Raw genomic sequence first — 24,628 nt, 5'->3', positions numbered from 1 at the left:
CGAACCAAATTCGTAATTTGGCTGAGATCGTGACCCTCGAGGCGTGGCATGAAAAGTTCGATGGCGCTACGGAGCGCGCGGATCTTCATGTGAACGTCGCTTTCACCGCAGGAAGGATCGGCGGAAAGGCCACGGATAAAGTCCGCTTCCGCCTTATGCTCAAGCAGGCAGAGGTGGTGATCGTCATCCCGCCCAGCGAGCCCGCTAAGGTTGATCCCCGAAGTGTACGTCGCGACACCCGGGCCCGCGAGGGCGTAGCCACACAGACGCGCGAGACAGATCTTCAGGGCTCGACCACCGCGGGCGGAAAGCTCAAGCTCGGCGCGAGTGGGGTGGAAGCCGGTTTGGATTTCGACGCGTCAGCGGCAGCGTCCGCCAAGGCCGCGACCTCAGTGATTGTCACGGAAGCGCTACGGGAGATGATGGTGGTTCATGGACTGGACGAGGACGGCACGTCGCACCGTTGGACAATCACTCCGGCGATAGGAGACGAGCTTGTCGGCCAGCCTTGGCGCAGCGAGGAGGAACCTCGACTAACTGTCGTCGATATGCGCGTCGATCGGGATCGCCATATACCACCCTCGATCCGCGTCGAAGTCCGATGTCGTAGGGAAGATTTGATCATCACTGACATCGTCATGACTGACGAGGCCAAGTGGTCGGTTCTCCAACTCAATCCCCAACACCGTAACCGCATGGCGGCGGCGGAGGCTTACCTGCGAAATCGCTTGTTTGAGGAACGTCTTCTCGAAGGGGCGGATGGCGACATGTCCAATCCATTCGCCAGAATGACGCTCGCGGTGGTTCTCGCCGAAAGTCTCTGATGTCGCGCTCGGATCAGCTTCAGGAGACGCTCGCGCGGTTGCTCGAGGCGGAAACGGGCGATCTCCGCGCCCTTGCCGAGCTGGCGGGGGGTGATCCCGCGACCTTCTATATCGGAACCTCCCTGAAGGGCGTTGATGTTCGGGGGCAAGATCTGCGGGGCATGATCCTGCCAAATCTTGATATCGACCACGCCCGCCATGATGTCGAAACGAGGATAGACGAGGTCGCAGAGGCCCCGCCTTGGGCCTTTTCGATGTTCCCGTTGGTCTATGTGAGCGAGGCGGACCTTGAACCCGCATCGTTCGACCGTCTGCGCTCTCTCACGCCGTATCTCCACGATGAAAAAGATCGAGAGGCTTTCCTCAGCGCTGCGGAGCAGCAGAACGGCCCGATCATCGTCTTGGCATGGGAAGGCGTGTCCCAAGCCGCACGAGCCGTCGCCGCAGCGCTTAAGGCGCGCGATCACCCTTACGTTATGGTCATCATGGAGAGCGAAAGGTCGTTTGCCGGGGCCATGGAACGCCGATGGACGATGCCAGTGATCGGACCGGTGCTGAGCGTCCCAAGGGTGTCTCGGGTCCATCGATCCCGCATGCGGGTGCTGCCCCCAGAAGGCGTTGATGCCTTGGGCGTGCTTTGGGAGCTTTGGCACGATCGCGAGCGGCTCTTCCGAGGAGAGGACGCCTTCTTTGTGCGAGCGCGAGGCATTGGTCCCGATCGTCAAGTGGATGCTGCCGCGCAGGTCTTCGACCGCATGGCGATCATGGGAGTTGCGGTCAGCAACATGAGCTTGGTGGCCCCCTTGCATCCCCGTCGTCGGCACGGCGTAGGTATCGATCCCGTGGCCAAACGCCTGCTACGCGGTAGGACCGTGTTAGAGTTCGTCCCGCACTGGTCACGAACTCCATTTGACATTGGCGTGTTCGGCGACCTAAGCCGCCTTCGTCATACCAGTGCAGCGTTTTACACGGACACTGTAGCGGCTTCACTCAGCCGTCGTGGTCTCACGATTTCAGGCCGGAGGGGACACACGACGCTGCTTCTCAATGACACCCCGGTCCGTCTTGTCGGGGACGACGGCCGAAAACGCGAGCCCCTGAAGTCTGATCTCGCGCCAAGTCTTGATATGGACGTGACTGACGTCCACACCGTCGTCGTGAGCGAACGCGCGGACCTAACGATGATCGTTGGCCAGCTGGGCTATGGCGAACTGTGGGCAACGTGCCGTGATGTGATGGCGCTAGATACCGACAGTCCCAACCTCTGGATCGTGGTCGCGGCCCAGCTTCGGCGAGTATCGAGAGCGATGGGTGGCCAGCCCAAGCAGGCGTATCTCGCCTGGCTTCTTCGATGTGCTTTTCGCAGAGACGCGATCGAGTTGCGTGATCCTTGGCCGCTGATAAAGGTTTTGAACGACGACCATTTTCCAGACCTGTACGAGTTGTCCATTTCCTACCTCGAGCCAGCACGGTTCGGAGTACGCGCGCGCTTAAAAGTGCGGGCGCGATATTTCGATTCACCCTTGCCTCAAGGGGGACTTAGTCTCCATCTGACAGTCGACCCTGATGGCATTACAGTCCAGGAAGGCCCGTTCGCCAGATGAAGCCTCCTCAGTTTCGTTCCTAATGAATAGGCGGTCAGTACGCGTCTACCATCGTAGTGATCGTAAATATCTCTAACGGCTATCAGAATGCCAAATGATCGAAGGCAAATGGCCGGTTCGCGATCTTGCTCGAGTGTCTACTATTCGCGCGTAGCGGACGATCCAACGCAACCCAACCTCACGGCGGGACGACCTCAAGAACCCCTCCACCGCTTCGCGGTCCCCCTCCCCATCGCGGGCGATGGGGAGGAGACGGGAGACCGTGTGTGGGCGGACGCCCCTCCACCCTCGGCTTCGCCGACGGTCCCCCTCACCCGGTGGGGGAGGAAATGCCCCTCCACCCGTCTTCGCCCTGCGGGCTTCGCAGGGTCCCCTCCCCACGTCGTGGGGAGGGGATGCGGTGTTCATGACGGGCGGTCTGTTCCCGCGTCAGGAACCGTCCGGGCCATTGGCGTTTGCGGGCGGGGCGGGGACGGGCGGGGCGGGGGCGGCGTTGAGGGCGGCGAGGCGGGCGTCCTGATCGGCCCGTGGGGGAACGCCCAGCGCGGTGCGGAGCGAGTCCGGGACCAGATCGCGATCATAGGGGTCGAGCGTGGGGGGACCGTCGGGCGTCTTTCGCGTCTGGGTGCCGTAGATTTGCGCCTTGCCTGTCATCTGGAGATAGCGATCAAGCGTCGCCGCGGCGATCCAGGCGCTTTCACTGTCGCCCCGGGCGAGGGCGGCGACGGCGAGGCTGTGGGCCAGCAGATAGTCCTCGGGCGTGGAGCCGTGCTGGAAGACGAAGGCGGCGGCGCGGTAGTCCCGCGCCGTGCGCAGGGCGCCGGCCTCGAGAAGGGCGCGGGTGCGGCGGCGACGTTCGGCGTCCTCGGCGATCATGTTCTGGAGGAAGGCGCGGTCGCGGAGGCGTTCGGGGGTCATGCCGTGACGCACGGCCTGATCGGCCTCAAGCATGGCGGCCATTTCGGGGTTGTCAGAGGGAGTTGGATCCTGCGCCCGGCCCGGTCCGGAGACCAGCAGAACGGCGGCGATGACGAAGGCGGGCAGGATCAGGCGCATGAGGCTCTCCGTTGCGGAAAGGCGCGCGATTGCCGGTTGGGCTTTGCGCCCGGATTGCAGGGACGAAACAATCGGGCGGTTCGGGCGATTGGGAAGGAACGGCGCCCGTGCGGCTTCAGGAGCCCCTCCACCCTCCTTCGCCGCGACGCGGCTTCGGACGGTCCCCCTCCCCATCGCGGGCGATGGGGAGGAGACGGGAGACCGTGTGTGGGCGGGCGCCCCTCCACCCTTCTTCGCCCTGCGGGCTTCGAAGGGTCCCCCTCGCCGCAGAGGGGGGGGAGGACATCCGGAAGTTCGGCCGAAATTCTGAGTCGAACCGCCCGGAAATCAGCGGCTTGTAAAAAACAGTTCGCCATTTGCCGGCGGGGTCTTCGGGGGCGTCGATAATTGTCGCCGGGCATGGAGCCCGGGAGAGAGGCGATGGCGCGGGCGAGGACGGGTGAGGCGGGGAATGGGCCGACGGGGCGGGAGCGGAAGCCCTATGGGCGGCTGACGCCGAAGTCGTGGGGCGACTTGCTGGCGCTGTATGAGGCCGGGGCGACGGCCAAGGCGCTGGCGGTCCGGTTCGGAACGACCGAGCGAACGATCTACACCCACGCGCGGAAGGCCGGGCTGCTGCGGAAGGATCGGCCGTGGATGGAGCCGTGCGCGCTGGACGACGCGGCGCGGGAAGCGGTGGTGCGGGAAGCGGTGGTGCGGGAGGGGCGCGGGTGTGCGGCGGAGGCGCCGATCACGGCCCTGAACGACGACGCGTCGCTGGCCGAGGCGGCGCGGGCGGCGGCGGAGACGGCGATCCTGATGCTGAAGGATGCGCAGCCGACGCGGGCCTATACCTATGCGCGGCTGGCCGGGACGCTGGAGCGGCTGGCGCGCGGGGTGGCCGGCATGGCCGGGGATGGAAGCGCGGACGCGGCGGGCATGGCGCGGGGGCGGCGGGCGGCGCTGGACTTTCTGAGGGCGCGGCGGGGCGCCGACCCCTCCACCCCCCTTCGCCCGGAGGGCTTCGGGCGGTCCCCCTCCCCCTCTGACGAGGGAGAGGTGAGCGGTGGGTAGGGGACGGGGTGAGACGCACGGGGCGCTCGCGGAGCCCTCCCCACCCGGTCTCGCCGCGCTCGACCACCCTCCCCGGGACGGGGAGGGAGAGGCGTTGGAGCGGTTGTCTCAGGCGGAACTGGCTCGCGAGGCGTGGGCCGAGCTGGCGCATGAAGGCCAGCGGGCGCCGTCGGGCGACTGGCGGACCTGGGTGTTTCTGGGCGGGCGGGGCGCGGGGAAGACGCGGGCCGGGGCGGAATGGGTGTGGGAGACAGCGCTGCGGCTGGGCGAGGGCGGGCGGATCGCGCTGGTGGCGCCGACGCTGAATGACGCGCGGGCGGTGATGATCGAGGGGCCGTCGGGGCTGCTGAACCTGCCGTACTGGTCGGGGGCGACCTACGAGCCGTCGCGGCGGCGGCTGCGGTTTCCCGGCGGGGCGGTGGGGCTGGTCTTCTCGGCCGAGGAGCCGCAGCGGCTGAGAGGGCCGCAGTTCCACGCGGCCTGGGGGGATGAGGTGTGTGCGTGGTTTTATGGGGAGGAGACGCTCGCCATGTTGAGATTGGGGCTCAGACTGCCCTGGCCAGTGCGGGCGAGCGATTCCTTGTGGGGCCGCGGACCGTCGGCCCCTTCGGGGACCTCCCGACCCGACGCGGCCATTATGCTGGGCCGCGGTCAGAAGGCTCCGCCTTCTCGACCCGACGCGTCCTGGCGCGTTGCGCAGGCTGATCCCGACGAGCCGAACCGCGCTCAAGCAGCGAGCGACCGCGTTGCGAGCGGTAGCGCCCCAAAACTTGTCCTCACCACCACGCCCAAGCCGGGGCGGCTGATGCGCGGGGTGCTGGCGGAGGCGGGGTGCGTCAGGACACATGCGGGGACGAAGGCCAATGCGGCGCATCTGGCGCCGGGGTTCCTGACGGCGATGGAGGATCTGTACGGCGGGACGCGACGGGCGGCGCAGGAGCTGGAGGGGAAGCTGCTGGAGGCCGAGGGGGCGCTGTTCCGGCTGGAGGACATCGAGCGGGCGAAGGGGTTGGGCGAGGAATGGGTGGCGCGGAGCCGCCCCCACCCGTCGGCTGCGCCGACACCCTCCCCGAACGGGGAGGGAGAACGGCTGGAGCGCATCGTTGTCGCCGTCGATCCGCCGGCGGGGACGTTGACGGGGCGGCCTCGCGACGCGTGCGGGATCGTGGTGGCCGGGGTGGTCGGGCGGCGGTTCGTGGTGCTGGAGGACCGGACGGCGGCGGGGCTGTCGCCCGACGGCTGGGCCGGGCGGGTGAAGGCGGCGGTGGACGACTGGCGCCCCGTCGACCCGAACACGCGCGTGGTGCTGGAGACCAATCAGGGCGGGGCGATGGGGGAGTCCGTGCTGCGCAACTGCGGCCTGACGGCGCCGGTGCGGCGGGTGCATGCGACGACCGGCAAGGTGACGCGGGCCGAGCCGGTGGCGGCGCTGTACGAACACGGGCGGGTGGCGCATGCGGCGGGGCTGGAGGCGCTGGAGGAGGAGCTGCTGGGGCTGGGCGCGGACGACGCCGGCGGGCGCTCGCCGGACCGGGCCGATGCGCTGGTCTGGGCGATCACCGAGCTGTCGCGGCCCCGGTGGGAGGGGCCCCGGCTGACGCAGCTGTAAGCGCCACAATACTGACCATATTCGCTACAAGTGTAGCGCTACATTTGTAGCGAAAAGGTGCGCGTATGCGAGCGGGTTGGCAGAGGGCGGCGGTGGTGGTCGCGGTGGCGATGACGCTGGGGGCGGGACAGGCGGCGGCCCGGCAGGCGGCTTCCGCCCCCGCTCCGGCGGCGCAGGTGGAGATCCTGAGCAGCGCGCAGCAGGCCGAGATCGACCGCTATGTGCTGGCCGAGATGGAGCGGCAGCGGGTTCCGGGGCTGGCGGTGGGGATCTATCTGCAGGGGCGGCCGGTGCTGATGAAGGGCTACGGGCTGGCCGATGTGGAGTGGGCCGCGCCGATGGGGCCGGACACGCGGATGCAGACCGGCTCGCTGGGCAAGCAGTTCGTGGCGACGGCGATCATGAAGCTGGCCGAGGAGGGCAAGGTGGCGCTGGACGCGCCGCTGAGCCGTTACTTCCCCGAGGCGACGGCCAGCTGGGACGGGGTCACTGTGGCGCACCTGCTGTCGCATACCTCGGGCATCGGCTCGTATGACAATCCCGAGCTGATCGGGCCGGGCGGGCCGTTCGACATCCGCCGGGACTACTCCGAGGGCGAGCTGGCGACGGCGATCGCGGCCCTGCCGAACGCATTCGAGGCGGGGAGCCAGTGGAGTTACAACAACGCCAACTATGTGCTGCTGGGCATACTGATCCACCGGGTGACGGGGCAGCCCTACGGCGACTATCTGCGCGAGGTGTTCTTCGCCCCGTTGGGGATGAGCGCGACGCGGGTGATCTCGGACACGGACGTGATCCCGCGCCGGGCCTCGGGCTATGAGATGCACGCCGGACGGCTGAGGAACCAGGCCTGGGTGTCGCCGACCTTCAACTCGACCGCCGACGGAACGATCTACACCACGGTCGAGGACATGGGCCGGTGGGAGCGGGCGCTGGTCGAGGGCGGACTGGTGTCGCCGGCCTCGCTGGCGACAATGTGGACCGTCCAGCCTCTGGCGGACGGGACGCCGAACCCCGGACGGTACGGCTTCGGCTGGAAGATCGACACGATGCGCGGCACGCGCCGGATCATGCACAACGGGTCCTGGCAGGGCTTCACCAGCAGCATGACGCGCTATCCGGACCGGGGCGTCACGGTGGTGGTGTTCGCCAATCTGGACACTTCGGGAAACCCGGCGCTGATCGCGCGGATCGTGGCGGGACTGGTCGATCCCACGCTGATGCCCGGACCGGCCCCGGCCCTGCCAGACGACGCGGCGCGGGCGCGGAAGGTGCGGACCTTCCTGGCGAAGGCGGCGGACGGCGACGATCTGAAGGCGGAATTCGTCGAGGGCAGCCCCTACGAGCACAGCCCCGAACTGGCGCAGGAGCTGCAAGGCTCCCTGCCCGCCGGCTGGCGCGAGGCGCCGATGATCCTCGTGCAGGACCTGACCCGGCCGGACGGCAGCGGACGATACGGCTATCGCGTCGGGCCGGAGGGGAACACCCGCCTGCTGACCGTAGCGCTGGCGCCGTCGGGGCGGGTTCAGGGCTTCGGCGTCGGGCCGGACCCGGACAACCGCTAGGGCGCGCCCAAGGGGAGGCGCGGTCTGGACCGGGGCGGCGGCGGGGTCCAGAAGGGGCGCCTCCCCCCCGACGTCGCCTCCCCCCGTGCTCGCCCATGTCCGCTTCCCACCGCCTCGCCCCCGTATGGATCATCGCGGGCATTCTTCTGTTCGCCGCCTGCCTGAGAGGGCCGTTCACGGCGGTCGGGCCGGTGCTGGACGTCCTGCAGGGCGCGTTCGGCATGGGCGCGAGCGCGGCGGGCGCCCTGATCACCCTGCCGCTGCTGACCTTCTGCCTGGTGTCGCCCTTCGCGGCCGGGATGGCGCGCGGGCTGGGGCTGGAGCGGACCCTGTTTCTGGCGCTGGCCCTGATCGCCGGCGGGATCGTGGCGCGGTCCGTCGGACCGGTCTGGAGCCTGTATGCGGGCACCGCCCTGCTGGGCGCCGGCATCGCCATCGGCAACACCCTGTTGCCCAGCCTGCTGAAGCGGGACTTCCCTGACCAGATCCCCCGGCTGACGGCCCTGTATGCACTGACCATGGGACTGGCGTCCGGGCTGGCCTCAGCGGTGGTGGTGCCGTTGACAGAGGCGTTCCACTGGCAGGCGTCGCTGGGCGCCTTCATCGCCCTGCCCGTCGCGGCCGCCCTGCTGTGGCTGCCCCAGTTGCGGCGCACGACCGGACCGGCCGCCGCCACGCCGGAACCGACGGAGGCCGTCTCCCTCTGGCGGTCGGGTCTGGCCTGGCAGATCACCGTCTTCTTCGGGATGAACTCCTTCCTCTACTACGCCTTGGTCGCCCTGCTGCCGTCGATGCTGATCTCGCGCGGGTTCGCGCCGGAGACCGCCGGCGCCCTGCACGGGGTGATGCAGGTGGCGACGGCCTTCCCCGGGCTGCTGCTGGCGCCGCTGGTGAAGCGGCTGAAGGATCAGCGCGGGCTGGCCGCCGGTCTGGCGGTGCTGATGTCGGGTTCAGTTCTCGGGCTGCTGGCGGCGCCGTCGCTGGCGGCCCTCTGGGTCGCCCTGTTCGGCCTGGCCAACGGCGGGACCTTCATTCTGGCGCTTGCCTTCGTCGGCCTGAGGACGACCTCGTCCGGCCAGACCGCCCGGCTGTCCGGCATGGTGCAGTCGCTTGGCTATATGCTGTCCGCGATGGGGCCGCTGGTCGCGGGCGCCCTGCATGACTGGACCGGCGGCTGGACCGCCTCCCTGACGACCTGCCTGCTGCTGTGTCTTGTGCTGGGCGGTCTGGGTCTGGCCGCGGGTCGCGATATTCGACTGGACGGATCAGCGGCGACGCCCGGGTCATGACGGAACGCCGGGTCCGTCCCGATCATTGAGTCAGGGTCGTAGAAGGAGCCGGCCATGACCGAACCGAAGACCCCGCTGAGCGAAGAGCTTGAGCACCTGCGCCGGGACGCCGAGGCCATGGAGCGGCCCCAACGGGAAATTCCACTGCCGAAAGACGAGGACGATGATGACGGGGTCGGCCCGGTAACCGGCGTCGTCCCCTGACGATTGCCTAGAGGTACTTCATCCACCACCGACCGCTCCGGCGTTTGATCCCGGCGAACCAGCGGCAGGCGAACCAGCTGGGGATGGCCGCCACGACGGCGATGCCCCAGACCCATGCGACGTTCGGCACGCCGAAACTGTCGCCATGGTTGGGGCCGAAGGCGGCGAGGCAGGCCTTGTAGGCCAGATGCAGGCCGTAGAGGTGGATCAGGTAGAAGAACAGCGGCGCACTTCCGTACACGGACAGAAGGCCGATCAGGCGAAGCCATATAGCCTCGAACGTCGCCAGCAACAGGGCGCCGATCCCGAGGGTGAGCAGCAGGAAGTCGGCGGACGGCGGGTATTTGGTCAGGTTCAGCACGCTCATGCCCGTGTGCAGCGGATCCGGATAGACCGACCAGGGCAGAGGCTCGCCATAGACATTGATCGCCCGCAGGACCGCGAACAGGGCCAGCATGCCCAGGCCCAGACCGATCAGACGACGACGACGCGTTCCCGCCTCGCCCGCGAACCACGGGCCGATCCCGTAACCGAGCGCCGCCACGCCGATCCAGGGCAGCAGGGGGTAGGAGGTGCGGATGCGCTGATCCCACGGCAGTTCGATGAAGCCCCGGTCGTGCAGGATCGCCCACAGGGCATGGCCCGGCTGGTCCGGCGCGAAGGTGATCGGGTCGAGCAGGTTGTGGCCCAGCACAATGACCGCGCCGACGGCGATCAGGACCGGACGCGGCAGCCAGACGAGGGCTGACAGGGCGATCATGGACAGGCCGATGGCCCAGATGACCTGAAGGAAGATCGTCGGCGGCGTCAGGTCGAAATTCCAGGCGAAGCTGACGACCGTCAGCTCCAGCACCACGAGGAACAGACCCCGCTTGAACAGGAAGCCGGAGGCCGCGGGCGGTCCGCCCTTCTTCGACCCGTAGAGCCATGCGCCGAGCCCCGTCAGGGCGACGAAGATCGGCGCGCACAGGTGGGCCGACAGGCGGGTGAAGAACAGGGCCGGAGAGGTTTCCGTCACGCTCATCGGGTCGCTGACCTGGGCGTGGAAGAAGAAGAACTCCCGCGCATGATCGACCAGCATCAGCAGGATGACGAAGCCTCGCAGGGCGTCGATGGAGGCGATGCGGGCGGTGACCGGACCGGCGGGAGGCACGGGAAGCGAGGCGGTTGACAGCGACATGGGAGAGCGTCTAGCCGTTACGTAATAACATTACAAATGGAGTTTCCCTTGTCCCTGCTGACGAGTTGCGCGGGTCTGTGCCTGCTGGCTGCGCTATCCCCCGCGCCGGATGCTCCGACCCCGGACCAACAGGCGGCTTCGCTGGACGAGATCGTGGTTCTGGGCCGCCGGACGCCGCGCGATGCGACCCTGGGCGCGGGCGGCCCGACCGAGCGCATGTCCCAGTCCAGCCGGTCGATAGAGTCGGACCTGATCGAGGCCGTGGGCGCGACCCGGCTGGCCGATGCGCTGGAACTGGTCAGCGGCGTCAGCCAGCAGAACAACCGTGGCGGGGTGATGGACAATTTCGCCATCCGGGGCTTCCTCGGCACACCCGACGGCGGCGCCGAATATTACGTCGACGGCTTTCTGGCCAACCGGGGCATGGCCCCGCCGCGCGATCCGGCGACGGCTGAACGGATCGAGATCCTGAAAGGCCCGTCGGGCACCCTGTTCGGCGACATCGACCCGGCGGGACGGGTCAACATCGTGTCGAAGACGCCCCGGTTCGAGACGGAGGCCAGCCTGACCGCGACGGTCGGGTCATTCGGCCTGAGACGGGGCGAACTGGATGTGACCGGCCCGATTTCGGAAACGCTGGCCGGGCGGCTGGTTCTGGTCGGCGAGACCGGCGACGGCTGGCGGGACCATGTCGGGCTGGACCGCAGCGTCATCGCCCCGTCGCTGACCTGGCGGCCGACGGCGGATCTGCGGCTGACCTATGTGGGCGAGATCACCGCCTTCGACACCCTGTTCGACCGGGGTGTTCCCGCCCTGAACGGCGACGCCCTGGCCCTGCCCCGCACCAACTATTACGGCGAGCCCGCCGACGGCGTCACCGAGTTCCGTAACGAGCGGCATCAGCTATCGGGCGAATACTGGCTGAACGACGACTGGAGCCTGAACGGCGGACTGGCGTGGCGGACCGGCTCGCTAAAGGGGCTGTCGAGCGACCATTCGCGGCTGGTCGGGGACCAGCTGTGGCGGCAACGGCGGGGTCGCGACTTCTCGGTCGACGACCTGTCGGCGCGGATGGAGCTGAACGGCCGGATCGAAACGGGCGCCGGGGTGCATCGCCCGACCGTCGGGCTGAAAGCCTATCGGCTGGAGTACGGGGAGAAATGGCTGCGGATCAATCCGAACGCCGGCGCCCCCTATGCGGTGGACGTGCACACTCCCGTCTATGGCCAACCGCAGCCGACACCCCTGCCGTTCACGGACAATCTGGAGAAGCGCGAGGTCGTCACCCTTTATGTTTCGGACCTGTGGGAGGTGAACGACCGGCTGAGCCTGAACGCCGGGGTGCGGTATGACGACTACAGCCAGACCATCCGGAACAACCGCACCGGCGCGACCGGGGAGGCGGCGGACAGTCCGGTCAACTACCATGTGGGGGCGCGCTATCAGCTGACGGACGCGCTGGCGTTGCACACCGGGTTCGGACGCTCGTTCGTTCTGAACTCCGGGACCGGGCGGACCGGACAGGGATTCGCGCCCGAGACGGGCGAGGGCTGGGAGCTGGGTCTGAGCGGCGCCTGGGACGGCCTCGATCTGGCGGCCACGTTCTTCGACATCGAGAAGACCAACATCCTGACCACCGATCCCGTGGACCCCAACTTCCTGGCGCCGGTCGGCCGGTTGACGTCCCGCGGGATCGAACTGGACGGGTCGCTGGCGCTGGGCGAGTCCTGGCAGGTGATCGGCAACTACGCCTGGACCGAGGCCGAGGCGGACGACGCGGCCTTCGCCAGCGACACGGTCCTGAACGTGCCGGAGCATTCGGGCGCCCTGTTCGTGGTGGGGCGCTTCAGCCAACCCGGCGGACGGGACTGGTCGGTCACGGCCGGCGCCGCCTATGTGGGCGAACGCGCCGGGTCGCTGGAGGCCAACGGCGTGCGCCTGCCCGCCTACTGGAAACTGAAGGCGGCGGGCGAGTGGGACCTGACCCGAAACCTTTCGGTGCGGCTGGAAGGCGACAACCTGCTGGACGAGGACTACGCCGCCAGTTCCTACAGCGCGCTGTGGATCTCGCGCGGCGCGCCCCGGTCTTTCCGCCTGTCGCTGACAGCCCGCCTCTAGCCGGATCGTAGCGGGAGCGGCGACCGAAGGCCGTTCCCGGGCGTTAACTTCGAGCATTATCCATCGCTCGGGAAAGGCGCTTGAAGAATCAAGACTCTGGACGACCGCGACCTAACCGCCTTAGCTGTGCGGAAGGGGAGTACGGAATGCCGGAACGGCTGACCAAAAGGCAGGAAGAATGCCTGCGCCTGTCGGCCACGATGACCGACAAGGAGATCGCGCGCGCGCTCGGCATCTCGGAGAACACGGTCGACAAGCATTTCCGCGAAATCCTGCGGAAGTTCGGGGTCAGCACCCGGAAGGCCGCGCTTCGCGCACTGGCGTCTGACGCGTCATACGCGACGGACGCCATACCGCCGGGGCCCGTTTCAGCGCCTGATCAGGGCGTCGATGCGGACCGGGTCGCCGGTTCCCTCGCTTCGACCGCTCCGGCCGCGGAGGGGCTCTACGGGCTCTATACACGGCTGGGACGGTGGCGGACGCCGGGCTCCCTGCGTGTTCGCACCATGGCCATCTTCGGATGGGCCCTGGCGGGGCTGCTCGTTCTGACCGTTCTCACGGGACTGGTCGGACTGGTGTTCGGGGGGACGGATTCCTTCGCGCCGACAGGTGGCAATCCCTGATCCCTGAAGGACATCCATGAACATCGCCCGGAAACCTGACGAGTTCGCCAGCGCCGTCGCGCTCGACCTCCGCGAGACCGAACACATGATCGACGCCGCCGGCGCCCGGCTGGCCGACATGATCTCCCACGCCCTGTCGGGCCGCATGAGCGCGGGTCTGGCGGCCGGCGCCGGACATCGCGCCTTCAGCGCGGCGGCCAAGGCCCTGCACACCCTGACCGAGGCGCGCGGCGAACTGGTCGAGGCGCACAATCACGCCCTGCGCGACGCCCGTCGCATGGGCCTGAACCACACCCTGCTCGCCCCCGGCGAAACCAAGCCGGACGACGGCGAGATCGGTACGACCAAGCCCCAGGGCCGGTTGGCCGCGGTCTGATCGCTCCCGGCGCGTGCTGACCTTCGCGATCATAGGCGTCACCCTTGTCGGTGTGCTGGCCCTGTTCTGTTTCGGCGGCTGGGAAGAACGGCTCGTGGGGGTGCTTGTGCTGGCTCTGCTGGTGCTGGTCCCCCTCCTCGAGCCGCTCCAGATCGGCACCTGGCGCGCCGGCATCGCCGCTCTGGAACTGGTCTTCCTGATCGCGATCCTGTGGCTGACCTACGCGCGGGACCGCTGGTGGCTGACGGCCCTCGCCGGCTTCCAGCTGATCTCGGTCCTGACCCACCTCGTCCCCCTGCTGGCCGACGGCCGGCACTTCGTGTGGACGGCCGTCACCATCCGGATGGAGGTGTGGCTGCTCATCTGTATCACTTTCTTCGTCGGCGCCTGGGAAGCCTGGGCCGCGCGACGCTTCGCCCGGGAGGGCGGATCCCATGCCCAAGACAAACATCCATCAAGCCTGGTCGATCTGGACGCAGTCCAGCGGCCCTGACGAAAGCGACGAACTGCGTCGCGCCCGCGCCGAGGCCCAGATTCTGGATCAGAAGCCCGAGACGCCCGAGCACGCGGTGATGATGCTGGAGGTGCTGCTGGACAATATGCGCGCCGGCAGCCGGACGGACGAGCGCGACCTCGGCGCCCTGGCCCGACTCACCGCCTTCATGCGCGGCCTGGGCCAGGACGGCCGGGTCATCAACTAGTCGAGGTCGACGGGCAGGATCTGGCTGGACAGCAGGGTCTCCATGCCCCGCCAGTGATCCGGCCCCTGCCGCTCGACCCAGGCCTGAACCACGTCGCGGCCCAGGCCGTAGTTGATGATGTAGCTGCGGTAGGTGTCGATGAAGCGCAGCCGCTGGGTCGCCTTGGCGCGGTCGGCGAGGCTGTACTTCATCAGCCGCTCGATGCTCTCCTCGCGCCCGACCCGGCCGGACAGGTAGTCGTCGGCGATGGTGTATTCGGCGCGGCCCAGCCGGCGGATCAGGGCGCCGAGCCGGGCCTTCTTCGCCGCCGTCGCCGGGTCCAGACCGGCGAGGGGGAACAGCACCTCACGCTCGAAGCGGGCGGCCTCGTCGCCCGGGAAGGCCAGGTCGATGCCGTAGTTGGCGCTGCCCTCGGCGACGAAGGACATGGGGCTGAACAGCGGATAGACGCTCATCTCCACCCAGCCGCGCCGGCGCACGAAGGTCTGCTCCAGCAGGGCGTTGTAGACGTGGTGGCCGGGATAGCCCTCGTGGCACCCCAGGTCGATCGCCCGCTCGGTGTAGATGGGGAAGTCGGCGTTGATCTCGATCTTCGACCGCGAGTTTCCCTGATAATAATTATACCCGGACCACGGCTTGTCGCCGACGAAGGCGAGGGTGAAATTCTCGTCGGCGGGCAGGGTGATGTGGCGGGCCGTGCGGGCGCGGCACTCGGCGATGGCGGCGTCCATGACCCCCTGCAGGCGATCTCGCGGAATGACGTAGTGCGAGCGGAACCCGGTCACCCGGTCGGTCAGGGCGCCCGGGCCGGGGATCAGGGCGTCGATCTCGGCCAGCACCGGATCAAAGGACGACAGGGGACGCAGCTCCGGGCGGATGCCGAACAGGGCTTCGGCCTCGTCGGCGAAGCTCATCTTCTCACCGGACAGCATGCGCAGCCGGGCCGAGGCGGCCGAGACGTGGGCGAGCAGATAGGCCTTGCGCTGACGCACGGCGGGTTCAGCCCCGGCGACGGAGACGGCGTTCAGGCGCTCCGTCAGGGTCGCGGCGCCCTGGATCAGCTGGGGCACGGTGCGCGGATCGGCATGGGCCGCGGCCTGCCACTCGGCCGGGCCGTAGTAGGCGTCGACATAACCGGGCTCGCGCTCGCCGATCTCCAGCGTCAGGGCGACATAGTCCCGCGCGATGGCGTCCAGGGTGTCTCCGCCCGGACCGGTTCCGGCGGACGGCGCCGAGGCGCAGGCCCCGACAAGGCAGAGCAGGGCGAGAATGGCGACGCGCATCGGGTCCTCCCATCGAAGCGAGGGCGCACGCTAGTGCCGGACGCCGCCCGGGCCAAGCGGCGCGCCGGGCCTCGTCGTGCTTTCGGGATTGAGGGCGGCGCCGTCCTGCTGTAGAGGCCTTGCCTCCGGCGTTCGCGCCGCCAGACGCACCCGTAGCTCAGCTGGATAGAGTACTGCCCTCCGAAGGCAGGGGTCAGAGGTTCGAATCCTCTCGGGTGCGCCATTTTCCTTTCCACACCGTTCGGACGGCGCCGGTATTCGTCGCCGGGCGCGGCGATATTTTCAGGTGAAGTCGTTGACGCACTCGGTTGTGTGGGATCCGCGTTCGCCGGTGCCCCAGAAGTGCTGGGCGAAGGTCGTCGTTCGATCCGCGCTGAACACGTCGGTGTAGTGCGTTATGCATCGCACCAGGATGCAGGCTTTCTTGGCGTTCAATTCCTTCATCTGTGCAGAGGTCAGCGTGAACGGGGTCTCAAAGCTGAAGCTACGCTCCTCGCCGGCGCCGATGATCGCGCCTTCGAAGGTCCGGTCGTAGTCAACATCGTCCGGAATTGCATCAGCGAGGCGGTGATAGATCACCGAGGTGTGCAACCGCACGTTCTTCGCAGGCGTCTGGCCGTTGTTTCGCAAGGGTATGCGCCAACGCACCGGGGCTCCTGCCTTGCAGATCTTCAGTTCACCGATCGCCGCGATCAGATAGGCCCTGAGCTGTCGTTCAGTGGCGAGGACGAAGTCTTCGTGGGTTTGCTGAGCGAGCGACAGTTCCTGCTGGGCGACGGTGAGTTCTTCCCGCGCGGTCGCTATCTGCGCCTGCGCGGCGCTTGCGGCATCGCTGGCGTGTTTCACTGCGCGAGCGGTCCAGAACAGACTGACCACCACGCCGATCACACCGAGCGCGGCCACGATGAACTGGGCGAAAGCCCACCGGGCCGACGCCTCGGAGGCTTCAACGGTGCGAAGCGCGAGATCGTGCGCCCGAGCAGCCGCCTCCGGGTCGGCAGCCAACTGGGCGGCGCCGGAAGACGCGCTGGCGCACGACGCCAGAAGGGCGCCGATCAGCAGACCGACAAGCAGATGTCTCATGGAGCCCCCCGGCTCAAGGTGTGCGCAATCGAAAGTTGTCACGCGGCGCTGACGCGCGTCAACCACGGCCGCAGGGCACCATGAACCTCCGAAAGCAGGGGTCAGGGGTTCGACTCCTCCCGGGGTACGCCATTTTCTCCGGAACAGTCAGTGATCCGGCGGCACGCGCGGGATCGGCGTCAGCGCCAGCCGCCGTCGCGCGCGCGGGTTTCGGCGGCTGCGTCGAGGACGTCTCCGGCCTGCGCGGCGTCGACGGCGGCCAGAATCACAGGAGGAATGTCAGCGGAGGCGGTGCGGATGGCGTCCGGACCGGCGGCGCTGAACGGGGCGAGAGCCTGAACGGCCCAGCGGTTGTCGGCGCGGCAGGCGAGGCCCGCGACGCCATCCGAACCGGCGCTGAAGGTCCGGCACCAGCGGCCTTCGGCGTCCCGGAAGGTCAGGCCGACGGCGCGGCCTTCGGCGTCGGCGCCCTGCCCCGCCAGACGCTGGTCCAGCACGCGGGTGAGGTCGGCATCGGCGATCTGGCCTTGCGGACCGACGACGAAGCCCTGCTCCGTTCCCGGGCCGCCGACCATCAGGCCCAGCACGAAGGCCGCGGCGGCCGCCGCGCCCCACACCGGCAGCAGCGAGGGGGCGAAGGCGGCCTTGAGCCGATCAGCCCATGACGGACCGCGCGCGGCGACGGCTGGAGCCCCGGCGATCAGGGCGGCGAGGGCGTCGTCGCGGGGGTCGACCCGGGCGGGGAAGGCCCCCTCCGTCAGCGCGCGCAGGCTCCGCAGGGCGGCGAGACGGTCGGCGAGGACCGGATCTGACGCGGCGGCTGCGTCGATGGCCGCGCCCTGATCGGGGGTCAGTTCGCCGTCCACCCGGCGCATCAGGGTTTCGTCGTCATAGAGTGTCATGCGGTCACGCCCTGTTCGGCAAGGGTCTGGAGAAGGGTCTGCCGTCCACGCACCAGTCGGCTGGTTAATGTGCCCGCCGGGACGCCCAGCACACCGGCGGCCTCGGCGTAGGACAGGCCGTCGATGAGGACCAGCGCCACGGCCAGCCGCTGGTCATCGGGCAGGCTGCGGACGGCGGCCTGGACCGCGAGCGCGTCGGCGCGCAGGGCCTCGCCCGCCTGGGCGGCGTCGGCGACATTGGAGGTGAGATCGTCCTCGGGCGACAGGACCTTGCCCCAGCGCGCCTTCGAACGGGCGTCGTCGATGTGGATCCGTCTCATGATGGTGAAGGCCCAGCTGTCGAGACGGGTGCCGGGGGTCCAGCCGGAGCGCTTGAGCAGCGCGCGCTCGACCGTGGCCTGAACCAGATCCTGCGCATCGGCGTCCGAGCGGCAGACGGCGCGCGCAAACCGGCGCAACCGGGGAAGAAGCTCCACCAGTCCCGTCTGGAATGCGTCCAAGTCGATACTCCGCTCATGCGGGATGAAACGTCCCGGCCCTGACGTTTCATCCATTGTCGGGCCGTCGCCAATGGCCTTTCATCCGTTTCATACGTTGGAGCCGCCGATGAGGCCTCATTTTCTGATCCTTTTGGGATGTGCCGCGGCGCTGGTCGCGGGACCGGCCTCGGCGCAGATCGGCCTGCCCGGAGGCGGCGGGTTGCCTTCACTGCCGGGCGCCCGCGACCTGCCGGGCCGACTGCCGGGCGAGGTGGATCGCCTGACCGGTCAGGCGCGCGACGGGATCGAGGGCGCGCTGCAGGTCCCGGCGCGGTTCCGCGATCTGGTGCGACGGTCGGACGGGGCGCTGGAGAGCGATCCGGACGGATGGGCCGTCGTGCGAGGCGAGATCGTGGCGGTGACCCTGAGCCCCGACGCGCGGCGCGCGGCGCTGGCCGAGGGTTTCACCGTGATCCGCGAGGAGCGGCTGGAGGAGCTGGACCTGACGACCGTGGTGCTGGCCCCGCCGCGACGGATGTCACCGGGCAGGGCGATGGCGCGACTGAAGGCCCTGGCGCCGGACGGAGAGTTCGCCTTCAACCACGTCTATGTCCCGGCGGGGGATATGGAGGCCGAGGCCGAGGCCGCCCCGGTGATGGAGCCCACGCCTTCCTCCACGCTTCAGGGCGGCGGGGTCCGGGTCGGGCTGATCGACACAGGCGTGGATGCGGGGCATCCGGCGCTGGCGGGCGTCAACATTCAGACGCGCGGCTTTGTCGGGACGGCGCGGCCGGCGGCGCACGGAACGGCGGTGGCTTCGCTGCTGGTCGGACGGGGGCAGGGCTTTCACAGCGCCGCGCCGGGGGCGAGCCTGTATGCGGCGGACGTTTATGGCGGGGCCGCCACCGGAGGATCGGCGACAGCGGTGGCGCAGGCGCTCAGCTGGTTGTCGGGCCAGAATGTGCGGGTGGTGAACATCAGTCTGGTGGGGCCGCGCAACGGCCTGATCGAGACAGCGATCGCGCGGGCGCGGCAGAGGGGAATGACGGTGGTGGCCGCCGTGGGCAACGACGGCCCCGCCGCCCCGCCCCTGTTTCCGGCCAGCTATCCGGGCGTGATCGGCGTGACGGCGGTGAACGCGCGCAACCGGGTGCTGCCCGAGGCCGGACGCGGGCCGCAGGTGGACTTCGCCGCGCCGGGCGCGGACATGGCCGCCGCCGGAGGGCGAGGCTGGGTGGCGGTCAGGGGGGCGTCGTTCGCGGCGCCGCTGGTGGCCGGGCTGCTGGCGCGAAACGGCGGGGATGTGGAAGCGCTGGCCCGCACGGCGACCGACGAAGGCGCGCCGGGCGCCGATCCTGTGTACGGGCGGGGCGTGGTCGCCGGGACGCTGAGGACCGCCCCGGCGGCGGTCGGAGCCCGGGGCCAGTTGGCCCGCTGAACTTTTTTCAGAACTTTTTTCAGGGGTCGGGATGAATCCGGATCGACCCGTCGTTGGACTCTGCGAGGGCGATATCGCCCGCACCTTTCGCAGGAGAGATACGATGCGCAAGACCCTGATGATCACCGCCGCCGCCGTCGCCATGACCCTGGCCGGAGCCGGAGCCGCCAACGCCCAGATCGCGGGCGGCCTGACCGGCGGACTGACCGGCGGATTGGGCGGACAGGTGGGCGGCGCCGGCGGTTCGGTGGGCGGCATGGGCTCGGGCAACCTGACCGGCGGCGTGGACGGTTCGTTCACCCGTGACCGGATCGGCGAGACCACCAGCCGCGCCGAACAGGCCCGCGCCCGCGCCGAGCGCCGTGCGGCGGCCGCCGCTGCTCGCGCCGAACGCGCCTCGGCCCGCGCCCAGGGTGAAGCCGCCGCGGGCGTGACCCGTGCGGGTTCGACCGCCGAAGGCGCCTCGGCCGCCGGTCAGACGGCGCTGGGCAACACCGCCAACAGCGGCACCGCGGCCGCCAACGGCGCGCTGAACAGCTCAGCCTCGGGCAGCGCCGCCGGCTCCGGTTCAGGCGCAGTGAACACTCCGCGCCGTCAGGCCCAGGGCAGCGGTTCGGGCGATGCGGCGGCCTCGGCCAGCCGTTCGGGCGCCTCGGTCGCGCTGGGCGGCTCCGCCGAAGGCTCGGCGGAGCGCACCCGCCCGCAGGCGTAACCGCCTCACCGCCGGGCCTGCCCCCGATCCCGGCCATGAGCCTGTCGAGCCCGGCGCCGCGCGCCGGGCTCGCTGTGCAGGACGAGCCGCACCGGACGGTCGAATGTCACCGGTGTCTATAACTAAAGTGAAGGCTGTGTCGGGGCACGGCCTCGCTTATGAAGGGCGGGCGACCGGTTTTAGTATCGGCACTCCGGTCGCGCGCGCCGATGACCCGAACCTTTGGGCTCCGGGTCGGCGGCCATGCCGCGCGGGCCGTCGCGTCTCCTGAGAAGGTCTGTGCGGCATGAAGCGGTCCGGCGCCTCGCTCCACCCCCCCCCCGGGGAGAGGCGCCGGAGCGCAAGGCCCCCGCGCCGGCGGGTTGACGGCGACCTGCGACCAACTGAACCTTGATCACCCGGCGAAAACGGGATCACTGTGGCGTCAGACCAGACCGCGCAAAGCGGCGGACCAAGGAAAACGCCCATGACCGACCAAGCCGCCGCCCGCGCGTGGCCCGCGCTGACTCTCGCCCAGGCGACCGCCGCCCTGACCGCGCCGGGCTCGATCTTCGAAGTGGTCGAGACGACCATCGAGGGGCGCCCGACGAAGATCTGGAAGAACGCCCCGCCGACCCTGATGCACACCTTCATGGCCGGGCGGCAGTGGGGGGCGCGGACCTTCATCGTCTATGGCGACGAGCGGGTGTCGTTCGAGGCCTTCTCGCGTGCGACGCTGGCGCTGGCGGCGGACCTGAAGGCGCGCGGGGTGAAGAAGGGCGACCGGGTCGCGGTGGCCATGCGCAATGTGCCGGAATGGCCGGTCAGCTTCTTCGCCGCCGGTCTGCTGGGCGCCATCGTCACGCCGCTGAACGCCTGGTGGTCGGGCGAGGAGCTGGCCTACGGTCTGAAGGATTCAGGCAGCACCGTCGTCCTCGTCGACGGCGAGCGACTGGAGCGGATCGCCCCGCACCTGCCGGAGCTGACCGACCTGACCGACGTGCTGGTGTGCCGGGGTCGCGAGGCGTCGGGCGATCCGCGCGTCGGGACGCTGGAAGCCGTCATCGGCTCGCCGGACGCCTGGCCCGATCTGCCGGCCGGCGAGATGCCGGACGTGCCGCTGGACCCCGAGGACCCGGCGGCGATCTTCTACACCTCCGGCACGACCGGCTTCCCCAAGGGCGCGCTGGGCACCCACCGGAACGCCGGTTGCGGCGTGATGGCCGGGCTGTATTCGCTGGTGCGGGCCTTCGTGCGCCGGGGCGAGACGCCGCCCGCGATGGACCCGACCGCGCCGCCCAAGGTCGGGCTGGTGTCGATCCCATTCTTCCACACCACCGGCTGCAACGCCCTGCTGCTGCCCGCGCTCGTCACGGGGCAGACGCTCGTTTGCCAGCGCCGGTTCGACGCGGCGGAGGCGCTGATGCTGATCGAGCGGGAGAAGATCAATCTGATCGGCGGGGTGCCGACGGTGGCTATCCAGCTGCTGCAACACCCGGACCGGGACAGGTACGACCTGTCGTCCCTGGAGACCGTGACCTATGGCGGGGCGGCGGCGCCGACCGATCTGGTGCGCCAGATCGACGATCGGACCACGGCGCGGCCCGGCTCGGGCTGGGGCATGACCGAGACCTCGGCCACACATACCCATCACTTCGGCGAGGACTATGTGAACCGCCCGGACAGCTGCGGCCCGGCCATGCCGGTGAGCGCGATCAAGGTGGTGGGACCGGACGGCGCGGAGCTGCCGACGGGCGAGGTCGGCGAACTGCTGGCCTATGGGCCGAACATCGTGAAGGGCTACTGGAACAAGCCCGAAGCGACGGCCGAGACCTTCGTCGACGGCTGGGTGCGCACGGGCGATCTGGCGCGGATCGATGAGGAAGGCTTCTGCTTCATCGTGGACCGGGCCAAGGACATCATCATCCGGGGCGGGGAGAACATCTACTGCCAGGAGGTGGAGGCGATCCTGTTCGAGCATCCGGCGGTGGCCGAGGCGGCGCTGATCGCCAAGCCGCATCCGGTGCTGGGCGAGGTCCCGGTCGCCGTGGTGTCGCTGGCTCCCGAACAGACGGTGGACGCCGATACGCTGAAGGCCCTGACGGCGTCGCGGCTGGCGGCGTTCAAGACCCCGGTCGAGGTGCATATCCTGAACGAGCCCCTGCCCCGCAACGCGGCGGGCAAGGTGGTGAAGGGCGAGCTGAAGGCGCGGTTCGCCTAGGCGGGCGCGAAGGCCCCGAGCACGCTCTTCAGGCCCTGAAGCAGGACGTCGGATTCCGCGCCGGTCTTGCAGCCGCCGGTCAGGATCAGGCGCAGGGCCTTCACATGCACCTCGACGGCGGGCCAGTTCCACACGCCCATCGCCTGCATGCGCTCGGACAGGTCGCACAGGCTGTAGCCGGCGGTGTAGAGCGGGCCGGTGTCGAAGAAGCCGGCCAGATCGACCAGGGCCGACGCCAGCACATAGACCCGGTCGCGGCCTTCGGCCGTCGCCTCGACGCACAGGGTCTCCAGCTGACCGATCAGGCGACCCAGATCGCCCATGATGTCGGCCTTGTGGCTTTGCAGGCCGGTCTCGGCCAGACGCTGGGCGTCGGCGATGGTGCGCCCGCCGGGACGGGCCAGCTGTCTGGCGAGGGGGCTCTGGATTTTCAGGGTACGGACTTCGCTCACAGCGACACCCGCATCGGCTTCATCAGCATATCGATATCGGACTGATCCATATTGGCCTCGGCGGGTTCGCCGACGTGGGTCGACAGGTCGCCCGAGCGACGCCCCGGCTGGCCCAGCGGCGGGCCGAAATTGCGAACCCGACGGTCAGGGCCGACATAGCTTTCGCACTCGACGAACTCGCGCTCATCACCGCCCAGCCACAGGATGCGGCGCAGGAGCACGGCGGGGGTCAGGGGCTTGGCGACCACGAAGCTGGCGCCGCAGTCACGACTTTTCTGGATGCTGGACTGGGCCGCATGACCGGTCAGCATGATCACCGGGGTGTATTTGGCCGGTGCGGGCATCTCGCGACGCAGCCAGCGGGTGAACTCAAAGCCGTCCATTTCCGGCATCGAGCAATCCACCAGGACCAGATCGACCGGCTGGCGCTTGAGGATCTCCACCGCATCGACCGCGCTTTCGCACTTGATCTGCTGCTTGACGCCGAAGCCCTGGAAGATCGAGCTGAGCATATCCAGCGCCTTCGGGTTGTCGTCGATCAGGAGCACGGTCGAGTGCTCCAGATTGACGCGGGCGTTGGAGGAGGCGGCCATGGCGTCAGTCGAACAGATGCAGGTCGCCGGCGTCCGCGGACGCGCGGGCGGGCTGGCGACCGTTCAGCCGCCCGGCCATGTCCGCGAGCAGGACGGTGGAGACGGCGTCGGCGGAGGTCTGGCCCGAGGCGAGACCGTTGAGCACGCCCGAGACCGCATCGAGGCGCTGGATCAGCACATCGAGCGCCTGGGCGTCGGTCAGGGCCTCGGCCCGGTGTTCGGCGGGCAGACGGCGGACGAGATCGGACAGCAGACCCGAGACACGGTCCACGCCCGAGCGGACGTCGCCGATCTCGGCGGCGAGGGCGGCCAGCAGGGAGGACGCGTCCGCGGGCATCAGAACAGCTCCAGATCGCCGCCGGCGGCGACCGGGGGCGGCGCCGGCACGGGACGCGCGGGCGGGGTGGTGGCGGCGTCGGTGACGCCCCTTTGCAGGGCGCGACCGCTGACCGGCCAGTAGTGCAGACGACGGCCGCCGGCGCCGCGCAGGCTGCCGCCCACGACCCGGATGCCTTCATCGCGCAGGAAGCGTTCCGCGAACTCGGCGTTGGCCATGCCGACGTCGCGCAGGCTGTCGAACATGCGACCGCCGCCGAACAGCTTGGCCTCAAGGCGTTCGCGACGGGCGCCCGCCTTGATCAGGTCGTTGATCAGCAGCTCCATCGCATAGGCGCCGTAGCGGCGGCCCGCGTCGGTGCCCGCCCCCGCGCCGTCCGGCAACAGGAAGTGGTTCATGCCGCCGACGCCCGCGACCGGATCGGTCAGGCAGGCGGCGACACAACTGCCCAGCACCGTGGTGAGCATGACCGCGGGATCAGCGGTGATGTGGTGCTCGCCCTGACCGACGTGAATGCGAATCTCGCCGCGATCCGACGACTGCGCGGGGCTCATGTCAGAGGTCCGAAGACGCCTTCCAGCTTCTCTTTCAGCTGGGCGACGGTGAAGGGTTTGACCAGGTAGTTGTTCACGCCGAACTGGACCGCGCGCTGGACCAGTTCGCGGTCGGCGCGGCCGGTCAGCATGATGAAGGCGGTGGTCTGGATCGGCGGGTGGGCGCGGATGGCGCGCAGCAGGCCCAGGCCGTCCAGGTTGGGCATATTGAAGTCCGAGATCACCAGATGGGCCGGGCGGGTCACGATCTCGCGCAGGGCGATCTCGCCGTCGGCGGCCTCACGGATCTCGCGCACGCCGAGCTGCTGCAGACTGTTGCGCACAAGCGAGCGCATGGTCTGCTGATCATCGACGACGAGAACATGGAGGGCGGCGGCGGCGGGCATACGTATT

The 24,628-nt window shown here is 69.2% G+C and carries 26 protein-coding genes and 1 tRNA gene; 16 read left to right on the top strand and 11 right to left on the bottom strand.

Annotated elements, in window-relative coordinates:
* Positions 1-17: 17 nt before the first annotated feature.
* Positions 18-824: a hypothetical protein gene (locus FKQ52_RS00830; protein WP_141625419.1), complete on the top strand. Its 807-nt coding sequence runs from the start codon at positions 18-20 to the stop codon at positions 822-824.
* Entirely contained in the window at positions 824-2,428 is a 1,605-nt protein-coding gene (locus tag FKQ52_RS00825) for a hypothetical protein (protein ID WP_141625418.1), read from the top strand. The genes FKQ52_RS00830 and FKQ52_RS00825 overlap by 1 nt, the downstream gene beginning before the upstream one ends.
* A gap of 429 nt (positions 2,429-2,857) precedes the next feature.
* Here FKQ52_RS00825 and FKQ52_RS00820 read toward each other — a convergent pair whose 3' ends face one another.
* Positions 2,858-3,484, bottom strand: coding sequence for a hypothetical protein (locus FKQ52_RS00820; protein WP_205750812.1), 627 nt, complete (start codon positions 3,482-3,484; stop codon positions 2,858-2,860).
* Positions 3,485-3,904: 420 nt separating this feature from the next.
* Here FKQ52_RS00820 and FKQ52_RS00815 point away from each other — a divergent pair, with 420 nt between their 5' ends.
* The 5 genes from FKQ52_RS00815 to FKQ52_RS16310 all read left to right on the top strand — a co-directional run bounded on the left by FKQ52_RS00815 (position 3,905) and on the right by FKQ52_RS16310 (position 9,204).
* The gene (locus FKQ52_RS00815) at positions 3,905-4,537 is read left to right on the top strand and encodes a hypothetical protein (RefSeq protein WP_141625417.1); all 633 of its coding nucleotides are present in this window, start codon (positions 3,905-3,907) and stop codon (positions 4,535-4,537) included.
* 94 nt (positions 4,538-4,631) lie between these two features.
* Positions 4,632-6,146 carry a terminase large subunit domain-containing protein gene (locus FKQ52_RS00810; protein ID WP_141625416.1) on the top strand — a complete coding sequence of 505 codons (1,515 nt, stop codon included), beginning with the start codon at positions 4,632-4,634 and terminating at the stop codon, positions 6,144-6,146.
* A gap of 65 nt (positions 6,147-6,211) precedes the next feature.
* Positions 6,212-7,711: a serine hydrolase gene (locus FKQ52_RS00805; RefSeq protein WP_205750810.1), complete on the top strand. Its 1,500-nt coding sequence runs from the start codon at positions 6,212-6,214 to the stop codon at positions 7,709-7,711.
* A 95-nt stretch (positions 7,712-7,806) separates the two neighbouring features.
* A complete protein-coding gene (locus tag FKQ52_RS00800; RefSeq protein WP_141625415.1) occupies positions 7,807-9,000 on the top strand; it encodes an MFS transporter in 1,194 nt (397 codons plus the stop codon).
* A gap of 54 nt (positions 9,001-9,054) precedes the next feature.
* Positions 9,055-9,204 carry a hypothetical protein gene (locus FKQ52_RS16310; RefSeq protein ID WP_168196752.1) on the top strand — a complete coding sequence of 50 codons (150 nt, stop codon included), beginning with the start codon at positions 9,055-9,057 and terminating at the stop codon, positions 9,202-9,204.
* A gap of 7 nt (positions 9,205-9,211) precedes the next feature.
* Here FKQ52_RS16310 and FKQ52_RS00795 read toward each other — a convergent pair whose 3' ends face one another.
* The gene (locus FKQ52_RS00795; RefSeq protein WP_141625414.1) at positions 9,212-10,384 is read right to left on the bottom strand and encodes a DUF1624 domain-containing protein; all 1,173 of its coding nucleotides are present in this window, start codon (positions 10,382-10,384) and stop codon (positions 9,212-9,214) included.
* Positions 10,385-10,432: 48 nt separating this feature from the next.
* Between FKQ52_RS00795 and FKQ52_RS00790 the strand changes: the two genes are divergently transcribed.
* The 5 genes from FKQ52_RS00790 to FKQ52_RS00770 all read left to right on the top strand — a co-directional run bounded on the left by FKQ52_RS00790 (position 10,433) and on the right by FKQ52_RS00770 (position 14,202).
* Complete coding sequence (locus FKQ52_RS00790; protein ID WP_205750809.1) at positions 10,433-12,502, top strand: TonB-dependent siderophore receptor; 2,070 nt, start codon at positions 10,433-10,435, stop codon at positions 12,500-12,502.
* Positions 12,503-12,648: 146 nt separating this feature from the next.
* On the top strand, positions 12,649-13,125 hold the full coding sequence (locus FKQ52_RS00785) for a helix-turn-helix transcriptional regulator (protein WP_141625412.1): 477 nt from the start codon (positions 12,649-12,651) through the stop codon (positions 13,123-13,125).
* Between the two features lie 16 nt (positions 13,126-13,141).
* A complete protein-coding gene (locus FKQ52_RS00780) occupies positions 13,142-13,501 on the top strand; it encodes a hypothetical protein (protein WP_141625411.1) in 360 nt (119 codons plus the stop codon).
* 13 nt (positions 13,502-13,514) lie between these two features.
* Positions 13,515-13,994 (top strand): hypothetical protein, encoded by a 480-nt coding sequence (locus tag FKQ52_RS00775; RefSeq protein WP_141625410.1) that lies wholly within the window; start codon positions 13,515-13,517, stop codon positions 13,992-13,994.
* Positions 13,936-14,202, top strand: coding sequence for a hypothetical protein (locus FKQ52_RS00770; protein WP_141625409.1), 267 nt, complete (start codon positions 13,936-13,938; stop codon positions 14,200-14,202). The genes FKQ52_RS00775 and FKQ52_RS00770 overlap by 59 nt, the downstream gene beginning before the upstream one ends.
* On the opposite strand, the gene FKQ52_RS00765 is transcribed toward FKQ52_RS00770, so the two are convergent.
* A complete protein-coding gene (locus FKQ52_RS00765; protein WP_141625408.1) occupies positions 14,199-15,485 on the bottom strand; it encodes a hypothetical protein in 1,287 nt (428 codons plus the stop codon). The two genes, FKQ52_RS00770 and FKQ52_RS00765, sit on opposite strands and share 4 nt — an antisense overlap.
* A gap of 146 nt (positions 15,486-15,631) precedes the next feature.
* On the opposite strand from FKQ52_RS00765, the gene FKQ52_RS00760 reads away from it, so the two are divergent.
* Positions 15,632-15,708 (top strand) — tRNA-Arg (locus tag FKQ52_RS00760).
* 59 nt (positions 15,709-15,767) lie between these two features.
* Here FKQ52_RS00760 and FKQ52_RS00755 read toward each other — a convergent pair.
* The 3 genes from FKQ52_RS00755 to FKQ52_RS00745 all read right to left on the bottom strand — a co-directional run bounded on the left by FKQ52_RS00755 (position 15,768) and on the right by FKQ52_RS00745 (position 17,970).
* Positions 15,768-16,568, bottom strand: a complete 801-nt coding sequence (locus FKQ52_RS00755) for a hypothetical protein (RefSeq protein WP_141625407.1) — start codon at positions 16,566-16,568, stop codon at positions 15,768-15,770.
* 179 nt (positions 16,569-16,747) lie between these two features.
* A complete protein-coding gene (locus FKQ52_RS00750; RefSeq protein ID WP_141625406.1) occupies positions 16,748-17,470 on the bottom strand; it encodes a hypothetical protein in 723 nt (240 codons plus the stop codon).
* Positions 17,467-17,970 carry an RNA polymerase sigma factor gene (locus FKQ52_RS00745; protein WP_205750807.1) on the bottom strand — a complete coding sequence of 168 codons (504 nt, stop codon included), beginning with the start codon at positions 17,968-17,970 and terminating at the stop codon, positions 17,467-17,469. Before FKQ52_RS00745 ends, FKQ52_RS00750 begins: the two co-directional genes overlap by 4 nt.
* A gap of 106 nt (positions 17,971-18,076) precedes the next feature.
* Between FKQ52_RS00745 and FKQ52_RS00740 the strand changes: the two genes are divergently transcribed.
* From FKQ52_RS00740 to FKQ52_RS00730, 3 genes are all read left to right on the top strand, one after another.
* A complete protein-coding gene (locus FKQ52_RS00740) occupies positions 18,077-19,387 on the top strand; it encodes a S8 family serine peptidase (RefSeq protein ID WP_141625404.1) in 1,311 nt (436 codons plus the stop codon).
* Between the two features lie 103 nt (positions 19,388-19,490).
* Positions 19,491-20,099, top strand: a complete 609-nt coding sequence (locus tag FKQ52_RS00735; protein WP_141625403.1) for a hypothetical protein — start codon at positions 19,491-19,493, stop codon at positions 20,097-20,099.
* A gap of 466 nt (positions 20,100-20,565) precedes the next feature.
* Positions 20,566-22,299 carry a class I adenylate-forming enzyme family protein gene (locus FKQ52_RS00730; RefSeq protein ID WP_141625402.1) on the top strand — a complete coding sequence of 578 codons (1,734 nt, stop codon included), beginning with the start codon at positions 20,566-20,568 and terminating at the stop codon, positions 22,297-22,299.
* On the opposite strand, the gene FKQ52_RS00725 is transcribed toward FKQ52_RS00730, so the two are convergent.
* Genes FKQ52_RS00725 through FKQ52_RS00705 form a run of 5 tightly spaced genes read right to left on the bottom strand, consistent with a single transcriptional unit; the run spans position 22,296 to position 24,621 of the window.
* Entirely contained in the window at positions 22,296-22,751 is a 456-nt protein-coding gene (locus FKQ52_RS00725) for a chemotaxis protein CheE (protein WP_141625401.1), read from the bottom strand. The two genes, FKQ52_RS00730 and FKQ52_RS00725, sit on opposite strands and share 4 nt — an antisense overlap.
* On the bottom strand, positions 22,748-23,344 hold the full coding sequence (locus FKQ52_RS00720) for a response regulator (RefSeq protein ID WP_141625400.1): 597 nt from the start codon (positions 23,342-23,344) through the stop codon (positions 22,748-22,750). The genes FKQ52_RS00725 and FKQ52_RS00720 overlap by 4 nt, the downstream gene beginning before the upstream one ends.
* A 4-nt stretch (positions 23,345-23,348) precedes the next feature.
* Positions 23,349-23,681 (bottom strand): hypothetical protein, encoded by a 333-nt coding sequence (locus tag FKQ52_RS00715; RefSeq protein WP_141625399.1) that lies wholly within the window; start codon positions 23,679-23,681, stop codon positions 23,349-23,351.
* Positions 23,681-24,235: a chemotaxis protein CheD gene (locus FKQ52_RS00710; protein WP_141625398.1), complete on the bottom strand. Its 555-nt coding sequence runs from the start codon at positions 24,233-24,235 to the stop codon at positions 23,681-23,683. The genes FKQ52_RS00715 and FKQ52_RS00710 overlap by 1 nt, the downstream gene beginning before the upstream one ends.
* A complete protein-coding gene (locus FKQ52_RS00705; RefSeq protein ID WP_141625397.1) occupies positions 24,232-24,621 on the bottom strand; it encodes a response regulator in 390 nt (129 codons plus the stop codon). Before FKQ52_RS00705 ends, FKQ52_RS00710 begins: the two co-directional genes overlap by 4 nt.
* Positions 24,622-24,628 lie beyond the last annotated feature (7 nt).

It is taken from the genome of Brevundimonas sp. M20, assembly GCF_006547065.1.
In the GTDB taxonomy this organism is placed as follows: Bacteria; Pseudomonadota; Alphaproteobacteria; order Caulobacterales; family Caulobacteraceae; genus Brevundimonas.
This window is presented reverse-complemented; position numbering and strand designations above follow the sequence as displayed.

Bases quoted from the DNA above. Each gene is read 5' to 3' on its own strand.
- FKQ52_RS00800 (WP_141625415.1), top strand. From the start codon at position 7,807: ATGTCCGCTTCCCACCGCCTCGCCCCCGTATGGATCATCGCGGGCATT.
- FKQ52_RS00815 (WP_141625417.1), top strand. From the start codon at position 3,905: ATGGCGCGGGCGAGGACGGGTGAGGCGGGGAATGGGCCGACGGGGCGG.
- FKQ52_RS00780 (WP_141625411.1), top strand. From the start codon at position 13,142: ATGAACATCGCCCGGAAACCTGACGAGTTCGCCAGCGCCGTCGCGCTC.
- FKQ52_RS00825 (WP_141625418.1), top strand. From the start codon at position 824: ATGTCGCGCTCGGATCAGCTTCAGGAGACGCTCGCGCGGTTGCTCGAG.
- FKQ52_RS00740 (WP_141625404.1), top strand. From the start codon at position 18,077: ATGAGGCCTCATTTTCTGATCCTTTTGGGATGTGCCGCGGCGCTGGTC.
- FKQ52_RS16310 (WP_168196752.1), top strand. From the start codon at position 9,055: ATGACCGAACCGAAGACCCCGCTGAGCGAAGAGCTTGAGCACCTGCGC.
- FKQ52_RS00710 (WP_141625398.1), bottom strand. From the start codon at position 24,235: ATGAGCCCCGCGCAGTCGTCGGATCGCGGCGAGATTCGCATTCACGTC.
- FKQ52_RS00805 (WP_205750810.1), top strand. From the start codon at position 6,212: ATGCGAGCGGGTTGGCAGAGGGCGGCGGTGGTGGTCGCGGTGGCGATG.
- FKQ52_RS00765 (WP_141625408.1), bottom strand. From the start codon at position 15,485: ATGCGCGTCGCCATTCTCGCCCTGCTCTGCCTTGTCGGGGCCTGCGCC.
- FKQ52_RS00785 (WP_141625412.1), top strand. From the start codon at position 12,649: ATGCCGGAACGGCTGACCAAAAGGCAGGAAGAATGCCTGCGCCTGTCG.
- FKQ52_RS00820 (WP_205750812.1), bottom strand. From the start codon at position 3,484: ATGCGCCTGATCCTGCCCGCCTTCGTCATCGCCGCCGTTCTGCTGGTC.
- FKQ52_RS00705 (WP_141625397.1), bottom strand. From the start codon at position 24,621: ATGCCCGCCGCCGCCGCCCTCCATGTTCTCGTCGTCGATGATCAGCAG.
- FKQ52_RS00735 (WP_141625403.1), top strand. From the start codon at position 19,491: ATGCGCAAGACCCTGATGATCACCGCCGCCGCCGTCGCCATGACCCTG.
- FKQ52_RS00750 (WP_141625406.1), bottom strand. From the start codon at position 17,470: ATGACACTCTATGACGACGAAACCCTGATGCGCCGGGTGGACGGCGAA.
- FKQ52_RS00715 (WP_141625399.1), bottom strand. From the start codon at position 23,681: ATGCCCGCGGACGCGTCCTCCCTGCTGGCCGCCCTCGCCGCCGAGATC.
- FKQ52_RS00755 (WP_141625407.1), bottom strand. From the start codon at position 16,568: ATGAGACATCTGCTTGTCGGTCTGCTGATCGGCGCCCTTCTGGCGTCG.
- FKQ52_RS00795 (WP_141625414.1), bottom strand. From the start codon at position 10,384: ATGTCGCTGTCAACCGCCTCGCTTCCCGTGCCTCCCGCCGGTCCGGTC.
- FKQ52_RS00720 (WP_141625400.1), bottom strand. From the start codon at position 23,344: ATGGCCGCCTCCTCCAACGCCCGCGTCAATCTGGAGCACTCGACCGTG.
- FKQ52_RS00770 (WP_141625409.1), top strand. From the start codon at position 13,936: ATGCCCAAGACAAACATCCATCAAGCCTGGTCGATCTGGACGCAGTCC.
- FKQ52_RS00730 (WP_141625402.1), top strand. From the start codon at position 20,566: ATGACCGACCAAGCCGCCGCCCGCGCGTGGCCCGCGCTGACTCTCGCC.